The sequence below is a fragment of the Parapusillimonas granuli genome (assembly GCF_013416525.1).
GTDB lineage: Bacteria > Pseudomonadota > Gammaproteobacteria > Burkholderiales > Burkholderiaceae_B > Parapusillimonas > Parapusillimonas granuli.
On record NZ_JACCEM010000001.1, the window covers coordinates 58,687 to 72,819 of the forward strand.

Genomic DNA, 14,133 nt, shown 5'->3' on the forward strand with positions numbered 1-14,133 from the left:
CGGGCTGTTACTGTCTACCTGCTGGGATGGAAAGGCTAGTTCCGACTGGCGCAAACGCCTGGGGTCTGGCGCACGCTGGACGAATGGCTGGGTCATCGGTTGCGGGCGATCCAACTCAAGCAATGGAAGCGCGGCAAGACCATGTTCCGGGAGTTGCGCGCACTGGGAGCGAGTGTCGCGGTGGCTCGTCGCGTGGCGGCCAATAGCCGTCGGTGGTGGCGCAACAGCAGCAAGCTCTTGAACAGCATCCTGGACCTGGCTTGGTTCGATGCCCTGGGTTTACCTCGGATCTCTTGACCTCAACTTCTCGAACCGCCCGGTGCGGATCCGCATGCCGGGTGGTGTGGCTGCGGTTATGCGAAGCTCCACATAACCGCAAAAACTGGTTGTTCGCCGGGTCGCTACGCGCCGGTAAGCGGGCTGCTGCAGTTATGACGCTCGTGCAATCAGCCCGCCTAAACGGCCATGATCCGTATGCCTATCTGAAAGACGTGCTCACCCGCTTGCCCACGCAACCGGCCAGTCGGATCGGCGAATTGTTGCCGCATAACTGGGCGCCACAAACTACCGATTAAAGACAACGGCCGCTAATGCGGCCGTGTCAATGTGGGATATCCGTACGCTTACAAATAATGGACACATATGCCCTATCGGGCCTGGTTTGCCTTCGATGTGAGTTTACCGGACGCATACTTTCGGAGCCTGAACTGCCCACTTTAGTGGGCAGTTCAGGATGATGCTCTAGAAACCCTTACTTGGCCACCGAAGTGCCCGGACGACGGGAGGTTGCGGTGGCCTGCTGTCATGTAAGGTTTTCTATACGAATAGACACTTAACGCCCACCATGAGTGGATGTTAAGTATCGGCAAGGCCAGAATTACGGACTTTCTGGTACCGTAATTCCAAGCCAAGCTTCTTTAACTTGCAAATTACACGATAGTGAGAATTTCGGTTGCAAGAGTCGAAGCACTGAGATCAACCGCGCCAGCCAGCTTAATGACAGCGTCGGTCGCCGCGAAAGTGGCACCAGCGGTGTTATCCAAGACAACGTAGGTGTCAGAACCGAATTGGAACCATGTCACCAGAGCGTTCGTACCACCGTTGCCTGCAGCAGCTGCGTCCAAGTACTGATCCAAAGTCGCACCAGCTCCCAGTGCGACCTTGGCACCCAACGTTGCATCAGCAATAGTACCAGTAGAAACACCAGCGAAGTCGATTCTATCGGCTTTGGTTGCGTCAGCGATCGTGAGGAACGAGGTCTTGGTGCCAAGAGCATTAAGGTCGAAAGTGTCCACTCCAGCGCCACCGGTGAAGACATCAGAGCCGCCTGTGTAGACTAGGGTATCCGCGCCGTCGCCGCCAAAAATGCTGTCGTTAGCCGTTGCGCTGCCCGTGAGCGAATCATTGCCAGAGCCGCCTTTGATGGTTACGTTCTCACCAACGGTGGTATTGGCAGAGACAAACGTAACAGCCAGCGCAGCTGCGTTAGCAGCATCACCGGTCACACCACTTGCGTCAAAGTTAGTAATAGCCGTATTGCCAGTGTTAGTAAGATTAAGACCAGCATTACCAGTTACCACTACAGATTTAGCAGCCGTAGCAGCCAATGTCAGCGTGTTAGCATTAACGCCATTGGTGGTGAGAGTATCGGTGTTGGTGATGTTGACGGTCTCAACGCCGGCCAAAGTCACTGCGCCAGCGTTAAGGTTACCCGCGGAACTCAGAGTCAGATCGAAAGAGTCCGCAGCACCGGTGGCGTTCGCCAGCGTCACTGTGGTGGTACCCGTCGGACCAGCGAGAACCGTCAGACCTACGCCAGCAGCAACGTTTGTGAAAGTAACTGCACCTTTGGTTGCACCAATTTCCAGTTCGCTGAAGCCATTGGCATTGTGACTTCCTTCAGCAGAGCTGCCCGCCACACGCAGGACTTCAAAGTTGCTAAAAGCTGGGTCAGCGATGAAGGATGAACCGTTGGTGTTTGCTACAAGAGTGTCCTTACCATCGCCGCCGTTCAGTGTGCCGCCAGCTCCTAGAGAAGCAGACGACAACGTTACGACGTCATTACCGGCACCCATGTTGATCGCCTTGGTGGTTGCACCGATCGAGATGGCATCAGCACCGGCGCCTCCAACAAACAGCACATCGTTAGCCAGAGCAGTGCCCAACGACGCACCAGCGCTGTTGGTTACGGTGATGGTCTTGGTGTTGGCTAGAGTTTGAGCCGTTAAGGTAACCTTCGCGTCGCCAGAGATGTTCAGAGTGGTCGCGTCAGCCGCAACCAGATCGGCGATCGTGGAGGCAGTGCCGTTGGACGCAAGATTGATGGTGGTGAAGCCATCATCAGCAGCAGCTTCTTGGTCAGTGATCGCGCCAGCAGTCAGGCCGCTGACATTCAGGTTCAGCGTATTTTCCGTCGGGGTAGCGGTAAGCGCACCGCGGCCAATGCCCAGGGTGCCGCCAGTGCCGGACAGGTTGACAGTCGTCAACGCGCTGGAATCGATAGTGGAATTGCCGTAGCTGTTCAGAGTTACCGTAGCGATCGTGCCAGCAGCGGTTGCCGACGCAGCATTAACGTCGGCGATAATCACTGTGCCGGCTGTTTTACCAACGACCGTTGCAGCAGCAGCCACTGTAGCATTTTGGTTGACTGTCACGTCGGTGGTGTTGGCGTTACCGTTTACGGTAACGGCCGACTGGACAACAGTGGTGTTGACGGCGTTAGCTGCAGCAGAGTTGACCGTTACGGTCTTGCCGCCAGTCACGGTAACAGCACCCGTTGTGGTGCCGCCGGTGGAGTTCGTAACGTTAACAACGACATCGCCGGCAGCGGCGGCTACAGCACCGACAGTCGTGGTACCGGTGGTCACACCGGTTGCATTGACGGTGACATCGTTACCACCGTTGAAGCCAGTATTGTTAGCAGCCTGCAGAGCAACGTTGGCCGTAATATTTTGGGTAGCAGCGGCGGTGATCGTCTGCGCTGCGCCAGATGTATTGGTATTCAGGTCAACAAGACCTTCAAAGTTACCAGCAGTGTTCAGCGCGATTGCCCCGCCGGACGTTACGTTGAGGATTTCTACATTTTTAACCACTGCTCCGGTCGGAACAGCCGCAATGGCGGCTGTCTGGATCCAGTTCATGGTATCTACACCGCCACCACCGTCGACTTGGTCGCCAACGGTGAAGGTGGCCAAGCCGTTGGCTTCGCCCGCAGTTACTGTGTCATTACTTGCTGTGCCCGTGATGTTGTCCGTGCCAGTAGTGAGCGTGAAAGTCTCGCCAGGATTCGTATCGGTGTCAAAAGGCGAGCCCGCGCGATCTTCTGCGTAGCCATACTGATAGAAGTGGCTGGTCAGCGCGTCTTTTTGCGCGTCGGTCAGATTGGCCGTGTCGGTGATGCCGAAGGCGGTGCGGAGGTCTTCATTGGCGTCAGCGTAGGCTTTCAGCTTGGCGTCCGTAACCGTCAGGCCGTTGGCAGGCGAACGCTGCTCGAACTGACCGTAGGTGGTGAAGTGCCAGAAAGCGTTGTCAGCACCGATGCCGTTGGCCAGCAGGTCGGGATTGCTAGTCAGGTAGAACTGAATGTCGAACCAGGGTGCGGGTTTGCGAGCGGTGTTCGCGCCCGACAGCGCTTCGGCAGCGCCGTATTGCAGGTAGTGCTGTTCTGCGGTTTCCACTGTGTATCCAGCGGCCAGCACATCCAGGTTGGTTGCCAAGTAATAGGCAGCGTTGAAGTACGGATTAGCCATAATGATAGTCGTCCTATTTTGTTGCGGGTCACACCCATCGATGGATGTTAGCTGTCGTAGGCGAATCGACGCAACGTCGTAAAACCTAGCATCCAGTAACATCGGCGAAGTCTAAACAGAATGCCAACGGCTGTCAATCAAGGGTAACTGCAGTGCGGTCCAACGTATCACCACCCTTTTGGCGCCGAGGTTGAGCAAAGATTACCCCTAAAACCAGAGTTAAAGTAATTTCTCAACACAAATGTTGTGCATCTACAACAATACCGCTTGCCAAACCTTTGTATTGCACCATTAAACGTAACATACCGACAAGCGGCTGATATATCGTAGTAGAGGCCGAATCCGTAGGCTTTTCACAACATTGAAAGTTGTAACGGGACTTATTTGCCGCCATCTGCGCTGCGAAATGGGCTCAGCGGGTCCCCTCTATAATAGAGGATCTTTTCCCGTGGTTGGCTCCCTCTGAATGGCAAATCCCCTGACGCAGTCATCCCTGCCCGTCGCCCTATGGCGCCACCGGCACCTGATCGCCACCATGACCTGGCGCGAAGTGCTCGGCCGCTACCGAGGGTCCGCCGGCGGCCTGGTGTGGTCGCTGCTGACTCCTATATTGATGCTGTCGGTCTATACCGCCGTGTTCAGCGGCATATTCCAGGCGCGCTGGTCGCAGGAGTCGTCCAGCCCGTTGGATTACGCCCTTCAGCTGTTCGTGGGGCTGATCATCCACGGGCTGGCGGCGGAATGCCTGAACCGGTCCCCCGGGCTGATGGTGGGCAACGTCAGCTATGTGAAGCGGGTGGTGTTTCCTCTGGAAACATTGCCGGTGGTGAACCTGCTGTCCGCGGTGTTCCATTTCCTGATCAGCCTGGCCGTGCTGCTGGTGTTCTATTTTGCGGTGCACCGCCACCTGCACGCGACCGCCTTCTGGCTGCCGGTGGTGGTGGCGCCCTATGTGGTCATGCTGGCGGGCGTGGGCTGGTTCCTGGCCGGGCTGGGGGTGTACCTGCGCGACATCGCCCAGTTGACCGGGCTGCTGACCATGATACTGATGTTCCTGTCGCCGGTGTTCTATCCGGCTTCCGCCCTGCCGGCGAAGTTCCAGACCATTTTCCAGCTCAATCCGCTGACCATCATCATCGAGCAGGGCCGGGCGGTGCTGCTGGACGGCAAGGCTCCCGATCTTTTATCGCTCTCTATATATATGGTGGCGGCGCTCGTCGTGGCTTTTTTCGGCTACCGTTCCTTCCAGGTCATGAAGAAGGGGTTCGCCGATGTCCTCTGAAATCGCCATCTCGGTCGAGCAGGTCGGCAAGACCTTCCGCCTGTACAAGCGGCCGCAGGACCGCCTGCTGCAGCGCTTCTTTCCGCGGCGCCAATACTTCCGGGAATTCCACGCGCTGTCCGACATCAGCTTCCACGTGAACCGCGGTGAGACGGTGGGCATCATCGGGCGCAATGGCTCGGGCAAGTCCACCCTGCTGCAGTTGATCTGCGGCACGCTGACCCCCACGCAGGGGCGGATCACGGTCCATGGCCGGGTGGCCGCCCTGCTGGAGCTGGGCGCGGGGTTCAACCCCGAGTTCACCGGCCGCGAAAACGTATACTTGAACGCGACGATACTGGGGCTGACCCGCAAGCAGATCGACCAGCGGCTGGACGATATCTTCGCTTTTGCGGAAATCGGCGATTTCGTGGACCAGCCGGTCAAGACCTATTCTTCGGGCATGTACGTGCGCCTGGCGTTCGCGGTGATCGCACACGTAGACGCCGACATCCTGATCATCGACGAGGCCCTGGCGGTGGGCGACGCGCTGTTCACGCAGAAGTGCATGCGCTATTTGCGCAAGTTCCGCGAAACGGGAACCATACTGTTCGTTAGCCATGACAGCGCGGCGGTGACCAATCTTTGCCAGCGGGCCATCTGGCTGCGCGAAGGGCAGATCGTCGAACAGGGCGAGGCCAAGGGTGTGTGCGAGGCCTACCTGGCATCGCTTTTTGAAAGCAAAAACGGCAATGGCGCCGTGCGCAAGTCCGACGCCGTGCGCGCCAAGCCCGAGCAGTGGGTGGACCAGCGGCGCGACTTCATCAACGCCAGCCCTTTGCGCAACGACCTGGAGATCTTCCGCTTCGACCCCGACAAGGCGGGCTTCGGGCAGGGCCGCGCCGCCATCACCGACGTGCACCTGGCGGACGCCGAGGGGAACCGCATGGCCTGGGTGGTGGGCGGGGAAGTCACCACGCTGACGGTCACGGTGCAGGCCGAGCAGCGGCTGGACCGCCCCATCATCGGCTTCTACGTGAAGGACCGCCTGGGGCAGACGCTGTTCGGCGACAATACTTATCTGACCTACTCGGACCAGCCCCAGCCCGTGGAAGCGGGCGGCGTGCTGACGGCGCGCTTCCGCTTTCCCATGCCCTTGCTGCCGGTGGGCGATTATTCGATCGCCGTGGCGGTTGCCGACGGCACGCAGGCGGACCACGTGCAGCACCACTGGATACACGACGCGGTGCTGTTCCGCTCGCACAGCAGCGCCGCCGCCACGGGGCTGGTGGGCATACCCATGCTCGACGTCCGGCTGGACGCATCGAGCCCCGAAGCGGCGTAACGCCCACAGGAGCCCGGCATGAGCGAACCGGCGTCGCGCTACGACTATCAGTTCGACCCTTCCGGCGACAGCACGGCGGCCCGCGTATGCCGCCTGGTGGGCAGCGGCCATGCGGTGCTGGAACTGGGCTGCGCGGCCGGCGCCATGTCGGCGGTCATGAGCGGCCACTACGGCTGCCGCGTGACGGGCATCGAATTCGAAGGGCCCGCGGCGGAAAGCGCAAGGCGCTTCTGCGTGCGGGTGGAGCAAGCCGACCTGGACCAGCCCGGCTGGGCCGGCGGCTTCCAGCAAGGCGGCTTCGACCGCATCGTCGCGGCCGACGTGCTGGAGCACCTGCGCGACCCTCTGGGCTGCGCCAGGCAGCTGCGCGGCCTGCTGGCGCCCGAAGGGCGGCTCATCGTCTCCGTGCCCAACATCGCGCATGGCGGCGTGCTGGCGGCCTTGCTGCTGGGGGACTTCACCTACCGCGAGACCGGCCTGCTGGACCGCACCCACATCCATTTCTTCACGGCATCCACCTTGTGCCGCCTGCTGGGCGAGGCCGGCTTTGCGGTGGACCACCTGGAGACGGTGGACACGGGGCCCTGGCACCCTGAATTCAGCGCCTATTGGGACCAGCTTCCTCCCGAGGTGCGCGACGCCCTGGCGCAAAACCCCATGGGCCGCGCCTACCAGGTGATCGTGTGCGCGCGGGCGGCATCCGGCGCTGTGCCGGAAGATGCCGACCCGACGGCCGGCATGCGGGCCCGCCAGGCCGAATGGCTGGAGGCCTGGGCGCAGGCATTGCGCGGGGCGGCCGAATCGGCCGCCGCGCTGGAAGCCTTGCGGGCGGAGCTGGACGGCAGCCGCCAGGCGCTGGCGGCCATGCAGGCCTCGCAAAGCTGGAAGCTGACCGCGCCCTTGCGCTATCTGGCCAGAAAACTAAAATCCCGCCCATGACGACAGCCCCTTCCAATGCGCCGCGCGTGAGCGTGGTCATCCCTTCCTACAACCACGAGCGCTATCTGGCCGAGACCATGGGCAGCGTGCTGGGCCAGCGCGGCGTGGACCTGGAGCTGGTCGTCGTCGACGACGGCTCGCGCGACGGGTCCTGGGCGCTGATCCAGGAGTTCGCGGAACGCGACGGCCGCCTGCGCCCCTTCCGCCAGGAGAACCAGGGCGCGCACGCCGCCATCAACGCCGGGCTGCGCGCCTGTCGCGGGGAGTTCCTGGCCATCCTGAATTCCGACGACCGCTACCACCCGGACCGCCTGGCAACGCTGGTGGACCTGGCCGAGGCCGGCGCGGGGCTGGATTTCATCGCCACCGGCCTGCGGCTGATCGACGATGATTCGCAGCCCATCACCGAGAACGTGTGGCTGCAGGAATATCAGCGCATGCGGGCGGGCGCCCATGCGAACGGCCTGTGGGCGACCCTGCTGGAACGCAACTTCACGGTTTCCACGTCCAACTTCTTTTTCCGGCGCGAGCTATTCCAGGCGCTGGGCCCCATCCGGCCCCTGCGCTACAACATGGACTGGGACTATGCCCTGCGCGCCTATCTGCGCGCCCCGGACCGGTTCGCATGGCGCGACGACCTGGAGCTCTGGGACTACCGCCTGCACGGCAGCAATACGATCACGGGCGGGCTGCCCGTGTCCGCCATCGAGGCCAACCACCTGCTCTATCGGGCGATCAAGCAGGGCTACCGGGTGCCGGGCACCGCGCTGGCCGGCCTGCGGCGTCATTACAAGCTGATCCGCCGCCAGCAGGTGGCGGCCGTGGCCTCGGCCCGCGACACGCACTGGGAAGCCGAACTGCACAAAGCCCATGAAGGCTGGGCGGCGACCCGCGACGCGCACGACAAGGCGCACGAAGACCTGGGCCGGACGCTGACGGAGCTGGGCCAGACCCGGGAGGAGCTGAGCCGGACGCGGGAAGCGCGCAACGCCCTGCAGCACGAGCTGGCGCTGGTGTATGCGTCGCGCAGCTACAAGCTGGGGCGGAAGCTGACGGCCCCCCTGCGCTGGCTGCGCGAACGCAGGCGAGGCGCGCCCGCGGTTCCGGTTGCGCCCGACATTCCGGCGGCGGCGTCCGCTGCGGCCCCCGACAGCGCCCCCGCCCCGGCGCCCGCCACAACCGGAACCGCGCGCCCGCCCTACCGGCGCGTGGCGCTGCCCGCGCCGCTGGAATCGGCGCCGCCGCGGGTGGCTGTGCACGTGCACAGCCACTACACGGAACTGCTGGACGAGCTGCTGGACGCGGTCGCCGCGCTGCCGGGCGCGCCGGACGTGTTCGTGACGACCACCCAGCCCGCCGACACCATACAGGCGCGCGTGCGGGCGCGCATTCCGCAAGCCGTGGTCTGGCAGACGCCCAACCAGGGCAAGGACATCGGCCCCTTCATCGATGCGCTGAACCGGCACAGGCTGGACCAGTACGACCTGGTGCTGAAGCTGCACGGCAAGAAGAGCCGCAACCAGCCCAGCTACCTGGCGGCGGTCCGCGGCCTGTTCGGCGCCGACATCCGCGACGGCGACGACTGGCGGCGCCGGCTGATCCGGCCCATCGCGGGCAGCCGCGAACGGGTGCTGCGCATCTACCGGGCCTTCCACGACGACCCGGCGCTGGCCATGGCGGGCGCGGCGCGCTTCATCTGCGAGGCGCCCGACGCCGATCCTGAAGGCTATCGCCGCCTGTGCGCGCGCCTGAGCGTGACGCAAGGCATACGCTTCTTCGGCGGGACCATGTTCTGGATACGCGGCCGGGCGCTGGCGCCCTTGCTGGAGGCCGGCATGACGCAGGACGACTTCGACCCGGCGCGGGCCGGCGACGTGGAAAGCACGCTGGAACATGGCTGCGAACGCGTGTTCGGCGGCCTGGCGGCCAAGGACGGCGGCTATCTGGCCGGTTTGGACGACTTGGAGCCCTAAAGTACAATCCGGGCAGATCGCGGGCTGCGCCGCGCGCCCTTTCTTTATGAACTATTTCCATACACCCGTATTCCTGATCGCCTACAACCGGCTGGACGCCCTGCGCAAGCTGGTCGGCTGGCTGGAGGGCGCCGGCTACACCAACATCCACATCATCGACAACGCGTCGACCTATCCGCCGCTGCTGGCCTGGCTGGACGCCAGCCCGCACCACGTGCACCGCATGGACAAGAACTACGGCCACCTGGTGCTGTGGGAATCGGGCAAGTTCAAGGACGTGATCGACCGCCGGAATTTCGTGCTGAGCGATTGCGACGTGCTGCCGGACGAGCAATGCCCCGACGACGTGGTGGCGCGCCTGGCGGCGGTGCTGGAGCGCTACCCGAACTTCACCAAGGCGGGGCTGTCGCTGCGCATAGACGACCTGCCTGACCACTATTCGCTGAAGGCCCAGGTGCTGGAATGGGAAGCGCCGTTCTGGGAACACGCGCTGGAAAACGGCGCCCTGTACGAAGCGGCGGTGGACACCACGTTTGCCTATTACCGCCCGGGCATCGGGCCCAAGGATCCGCGCTGGTGGCGCTCGCTGCGCACCGCGGCGCCCATGACGGCGCGGCACCTGCCGTGGTATGCGGACACCGGCAAGCCCACCGAGGAAGACATTTACTACCAGTCCCACCTGAAGGAAATGTCTTCGCAATGGAGCACGACCGACCCCGTGATCCTGAAAGAACAGAACATCAAGCTGCAGGCTGAGGTGCATGCCTTGCGCAAGGAACTCGCCTTGCTCAAGGAAGACCCCTGGGGCCATTGGCGCATGTCGGTGCGGCGCCGCATCGTGGCGGCCATAGACCGCGCCGGCCTTGGCCGCCTTGCCCGCAAGCTGCACCGGCGGCTGTTCCGATGACCCCCACTAAACGACGACCGACATGAAATACTTCTTTACCTCTATCAACAACGCCTATATTCCCAAAGCCATCACCCTGGCCGAGTCGCTGCGGCGCGTCTATGGTAAGGAAGCGCACGTCACCTGCATGCTGTCGGACGCCAAGCGCGACGACGTCGATTATTCCGCCTTCGACGACGTGCTGACCATAGACCAGCTCGGCCTGCCGGTGCCGTCGGTCGAGGCCTGGATCTTCAAGCACACGGTGGTGGAGCTGTGCACGGCCGTGAAGCCCTGGGCGTTCAAGAAGATATTCGAGCGCTACGGCGCCGAAAACGTGCTGTACATGGACCCCGACACGGTGGCCTACTCGCCTTTGGACGAGATCTACGACGCCCTGCCGCAGCACCCGGTCATTCTCACCCCGCACGTCAGCAACCCCGCCCAGGACGAGGACGATCTGCTGGACGGCGAAATGCTGGGCTGCCTGCGCCACGGGGTCTTCAACCTGGGGTTCCTGGCCCTGGCGAATCATGGCGAGGGCGTCAAGTTCCTGGACTGGTGGGCGGCGCGCTGCCTGGACTGGTGCTACGACGAATCGCCCAAGGGCCTGTTCACCGACCAGCGCTGGGTGGACCTGGCGCCCTGCTTCTTCCCGACCTTGCTGGTGCTGCGCCACCCAGGCTACAACATGGCGACCTGGAACCTCTATTACCGCAGCCTCAGCAAGGACGCCGACGGCAACATCATGGTGAACGGCAACCTGCCGCTGCGCTTCTTCCATTTCTCGGGCTTCGACATCGGCACCCACGAGCTGATGCTGCGCAAGCATGCGGCCGACGACGCGCTGCTGCATTCGATGAGCGACTGGTATGTGTCGGAGCAGCTGCGCCACGGGCAGGAGCGCCTGGGCCGGCGCCCCGGCGTGTACGATTTTTTTGCGGACGGGCAGAAGATCGAGCGGGAATGGCGCTTCACCTACCGGAACGAGGCCGATCTGCCCAAGCGCTTTCCCACGCCGTATTCCGATAACGCCTTCCAGCAATGGCTGCACCGCAACCAGGAGACGGTGGCGGCGCAACAGCCGGCCGCCGTCGAGCACCCGCCCACGGCCCTGGGCAAGATTGCGAACCGGGTCAAGCGCAACCCGCGGCTGATGCTCTGGCTGAACCGCAACCTGTCGCCGGAGCTGAAGGCCAAGATCAAGCGCTTGCTGTAGGGCTCAGGGGGTCGGGGCCTGCTGCCTCACGTACCTTACGCGGTATTCCAGGAACGGCGCTTCGATCAGGTAATAGGTGAGGCTGGCCAGCCCTATCGTCAGCGGCAGCGCGACCAGGGCGCCGGTCATGACGGTGTTGAAGACGTCATGGCCAGCCCGGAAAGGCACGGCGCCCACGTGCTTCAGCAGGAAGAAGATCACCAGGTTGTGCATGACGTACAAAGAAAAGCTGATCTGCCCCAGCCATGCCAGCGCCTGGTCCATGATGCGCGGCACGCGGATGCGGCAATTCACGTAGGCGAGCACGATGCCGCCCCACAGCAGGCCCTCCAGCGTCGGCAGCACCACCCAGTACGCCGCCTGGCTGGGGTAGCTGACGCCGTAGAACCCGCCCACATTGTTGAACCACTGGACGCCGCCCAGCAGTAGGGCGATGAACGCAAGCAGGTACAGCGGGTGGGACAAGACGCCCGGCCGGGTGCGATAGGCCGCCCCCAGCATCATGCCGATCAGGAATTGGTCCAGGCGGCCGAATATGGTCCAGTAGGACAAGTCCTGGATGGTGCCGTACACGCCGTAGACCAGGGCGCGGCAAAGCACCAGCAAGCCCAGCAGCCCCAGCAGGTAGGACAGCCCGCGCCGCTGGTGGAACGCGCAGAGGAACGGAAAAATCAGGTAGAACTGGAATTCGACGGCAATGGTCCACAGCTGGTCGAAGCTGTTCACCGACGGCGGGTTGCGCAGGTTCAGGAAGGGCGCCAGGGCGCCCAGCACGTCCATGAATCCGTAGTTCTGCCGGCCGATGTATACCGACAGCAGCAGCGCGAAAAGATACAAGGGGTAGATGCGTATGAAGCGGTTGCGCAGGAAGGCGCCGTAGTCGATATCCTTGCCGTAGGCGATGACCGCGAAAATGAAGCCGCTCATGACCATGAACAGGGCAACGCCGGTATGGCCTTCGTCGATCAGCGAAAGCAGCGGGTTGGCGGTGCCGATGGCGCCGACCTGGCGTATGCTGAAGTGATACACGATCACCAGCGCCGCCGCCACGAAGCGCAGATGATCCAGGCGCGACAAATACGAAGAGGCGTTGCTGCTTCTCATGCGTCATCCACTGCCGCTGCAGTCCGTTATTGAACGTTCATGGGCCCCCAGGGCCTGGGCCGAAGCGCTGACTATACGCGAAAATCAGCCGGCTGTGCTCAGGCTGCGCGCCGGGTCCGGCGCGGTGAAGAACACCTGGCTGACCGCATCGAACTCGCCGGCTTGAAGGTCGCCCACGGCGGCGGCCAGGCTCAGGCGCGCCAGAATGTATTCCAGCCGGGCGCGCGACAAATCGCTGAGCGCCTGGAATAGCTTGTCCTGCACTTTCAGCACGTCCACATTGCTGGCGACGCCGTATTCATAGCCTTTGCGGGCGGCTTCCAGGCTCAGGCGGCTGGATTCGGCCGCGGCTTCCAGCGCGCGGATGCGCTGTTCGCCCGACAGCACGGCCGAGTACTGGCGCGTGGTCTCCGCCTGGGCGCGCTCGGTGGCGGCGCGGAGTTCCTGTTCCAGGCGCGAGCGGTCGGCCCGCGCGCGGGCGGTGTTGGCGGTGTTGTAGCCGCCCGTGAAAATGGGAATATTGACGCTGATGCCGACCAGGAAGGTGTTGGTGCGCTGGCTGAGGGTGGACAGGTTTTCGCTTTCGGCCTTGCTCAGGCTGGCCACTAGGTCCATGCTGGGAAAATAGCGGCTGGCGGCACGGCTGACTTCCGTGTCCGCCACCTTGACGGCTTCCCGGGCGGACTTCACCTCGGCGTTGTTCGCGCGGGCGCGCTCCAGCCAGACGCCCAGGTCGGCGGGCACCAGGGGCGGCAGGGGGAAATCGGGCTTGGCCGGCGCCAATTGCAGCGGGGCCGCGCCCAGCAAGGCCTGCAGTTCGCGGTTGACGGTGCGCAGCTGGTCTTGCGCGGCGATCACGTCGGCCCGGGTGCGGGCCAGCCTGGCGCGGGTCTCCTGGGCGTCCGTGCGCGTGCCTTCGTTTTGCACGTACAGGGATTCCTGGGCGCGGGCCTGTTCGTCCAGGGATTTTTCCAGTTCGCGCTGCAAGGCCAGGCGGTCGCCGGCCAGCAGCACGTTCAGGTAGGCGGTGGCCAGGCGCAGGCCGGCTTCCTGCTGCTTGACGGCGAACGCCGCCAGCCCCTGGCCCGCGCGCGCCTGGCCGCGCTGGTAGTCCGCGTAGCGGCTGTAGTTCAGCAGCGGCTGCTGCAGCTGCACGTAGGCGCTGCTGGAATCGTAGCGCACGTCGGAACTGACGCGCTGGCCCAGGAAGCCCGGCTGTTCTATGGTGCCCGAGATGCGGCTGCGGGAATAGCCCGCCTGCACCTGGGGCAGCAGCGCGGCCCGCCCCTGGGCGCGTTCGGTGTCGGCGGCGGCCTGTTCGCTGATCGCCGCCTGGTAGCTGGGGTCGTGCTCCAGCGCCAGGCGCCAGGCCCGGGCCAGGTCGACCACGCCTTCCAGGGCGGGGGCGCGGGCCGAGGGCGACATCAGCGCCAGACTCGCGCCGGCGGGCGCTGCGCCCTGGCCGCGCAGGGATTCCAGCGTTTCCAGGTTCCAGCCCGGCCGCGCCGGTTTTTCAGGCTGCTTGTCGCCTTGCGCCCAGGCCGCGTGCGCGCATGCGCCGCCCAGCAGCAAGGCGGCCGCCAGGCGCGGCAGGCGGTTCGAAGCGGGCGGGAAGCGGACCGGAAAAGACATGAATACCTTATGCGCCGCCTATGTA

The 14,133-nt window shown here is 63.6% G+C and carries 9 protein-coding genes and 2 pseudogenes; 8 read left to right on the forward strand and 3 right to left on the reverse strand.

All coding sequences use genetic code 11. From position 1 onward, the window contains the following. Nucleotides 1–15: 15 nt before the first annotated feature. Together H0A72_RS22050 and H0A72_RS00340 are read left to right on the forward strand one after the other, a co-directional pair. Nucleotides 16–297 (forward strand): annotated as a pseudogene (locus H0A72_RS22050) (group II intron maturase-specific domain-containing protein); the annotation flags it as partial. Between the two features lie 77 nt (nucleotides 298–374). Next, nucleotides 375–575 (forward strand): annotated as a pseudogene (locus tag H0A72_RS00340) (transposase domain-containing protein); the annotation flags it as partial. 354 nt (nucleotides 576–929) lie between these two features. Here H0A72_RS00340 and H0A72_RS00345 read toward each other — a convergent pair. Next, a complete protein-coding gene (locus tag H0A72_RS00345) occupies nucleotides 930–3,749 on the reverse strand; it encodes a beta strand repeat-containing protein (protein ID WP_180152775.1) in 2,820 nt (939 codons plus the stop codon). A gap of 466 nt (nucleotides 3,750–4,215) precedes the next feature. Between H0A72_RS00345 and H0A72_RS00350 the strand changes: the two genes are divergently transcribed. Genes H0A72_RS00350 through H0A72_RS00375 form a run of 6 tightly spaced genes read left to right on the forward strand, consistent with a single transcriptional unit; the run spans nucleotide 4,216 to nucleotide 11,372 of the window. Continuing rightward, complete coding sequence (locus H0A72_RS00350; RefSeq protein ID WP_246437090.1) at nucleotides 4,216–5,031, forward strand: ABC transporter permease; 816 nt, start codon at nucleotides 4,216–4,218, stop codon at nucleotides 5,029–5,031. After that, nucleotides 5,021–6,355, forward strand: coding sequence for an ABC transporter ATP-binding protein (locus H0A72_RS00355; protein ID WP_180152777.1), 1,335 nt, complete (start codon nucleotides 5,021–5,023; stop codon nucleotides 6,353–6,355). Before H0A72_RS00350 ends, H0A72_RS00355 begins: the two co-directional genes overlap by 11 nt. 18 nt (nucleotides 6,356–6,373) lie before the next feature. Further along, on the forward strand, nucleotides 6,374–7,294 hold the full coding sequence (locus H0A72_RS00360) for a class I SAM-dependent methyltransferase (protein ID WP_180152779.1): 921 nt from the start codon (nucleotides 6,374–6,376) through the stop codon (nucleotides 7,292–7,294). Further along, complete coding sequence (locus tag H0A72_RS00365; protein WP_180152781.1) at nucleotides 7,291–9,267, forward strand: glycosyltransferase; 1,977 nt, start codon at nucleotides 7,291–7,293, stop codon at nucleotides 9,265–9,267. The genes H0A72_RS00360 and H0A72_RS00365 overlap by 4 nt, the downstream gene beginning before the upstream one ends. A 46-nt stretch (nucleotides 9,268–9,313) precedes the next feature. Continuing rightward, nucleotides 9,314–10,174 carry a glycosyltransferase family 2 protein gene (locus H0A72_RS00370; protein WP_180152783.1) on the forward strand — a complete coding sequence of 287 codons (861 nt, stop codon included), beginning with the start codon at nucleotides 9,314–9,316 and terminating at the stop codon, nucleotides 10,172–10,174. Nucleotides 10,175–10,196: 22 nt separating this feature from the next. Next, nucleotides 10,197–11,372 carry a glycosyl transferase gene (locus tag H0A72_RS00375; protein ID WP_180152785.1) on the forward strand — a complete coding sequence of 392 codons (1,176 nt, stop codon included), beginning with the start codon at nucleotides 10,197–10,199 and terminating at the stop codon, nucleotides 11,370–11,372. A 3-nt stretch (nucleotides 11,373–11,375) separates the two neighbouring features. Here the strand turns inward: H0A72_RS00375 and H0A72_RS00380 are convergent, their stop codons facing one another. Then, nucleotides 11,376–12,476, reverse strand: a complete 1,101-nt coding sequence (locus tag H0A72_RS00380; protein ID WP_180152787.1) for an acyltransferase family protein — start codon at nucleotides 12,474–12,476, stop codon at nucleotides 11,376–11,378. 84 nt (nucleotides 12,477–12,560) lie between these two features. Continuing rightward, on the reverse strand, nucleotides 12,561–14,108 hold the full coding sequence (locus H0A72_RS00385) for a TolC family outer membrane protein (RefSeq protein WP_180152789.1): 1,548 nt from the start codon (nucleotides 14,106–14,108) through the stop codon (nucleotides 12,561–12,563). Between the last annotated feature and the right edge of the window lie 25 nt (nucleotides 14,109–14,133).

Bases quoted from the DNA above. Each gene is read 5' to 3' on its own strand.
- H0A72_RS00350 (WP_246437090.1), top strand. From the start codon at position 4,216: ATGGCAAATCCCCTGACGCAGTCATCCCTGCCCGTCGCCCTATGGCGC.
- H0A72_RS00385 (WP_180152789.1), bottom strand. From the start codon at position 14,108: ATGTCTTTTCCGGTCCGCTTCCCGCCCGCTTCGAACCGCCTGCCGCGC.
- H0A72_RS00370 (WP_180152783.1), top strand. From the start codon at position 9,314: ATGAACTATTTCCATACACCCGTATTCCTGATCGCCTACAACCGGCTG.
- H0A72_RS00365 (WP_180152781.1), top strand. From the start codon at position 7,291: ATGACGACAGCCCCTTCCAATGCGCCGCGCGTGAGCGTGGTCATCCCT.
- H0A72_RS00345 (WP_180152775.1), bottom strand. From the start codon at position 3,749: ATGGCTAATCCGTACTTCAACGCTGCCTATTACTTGGCAACCAACCTG.
- H0A72_RS00380 (WP_180152787.1), bottom strand. From the start codon at position 12,476: ATGAGAAGCAGCAACGCCTCTTCGTATTTGTCGCGCCTGGATCATCTG.
- H0A72_RS00355 (WP_180152777.1), top strand. From the start codon at position 5,021: ATGTCCTCTGAAATCGCCATCTCGGTCGAGCAGGTCGGCAAGACCTTC.
- H0A72_RS00360 (WP_180152779.1), top strand. From the start codon at position 6,374: ATGAGCGAACCGGCGTCGCGCTACGACTATCAGTTCGACCCTTCCGGC.
- H0A72_RS00375 (WP_180152785.1), top strand. From the start codon at position 10,197: ATGAAATACTTCTTTACCTCTATCAACAACGCCTATATTCCCAAAGCC.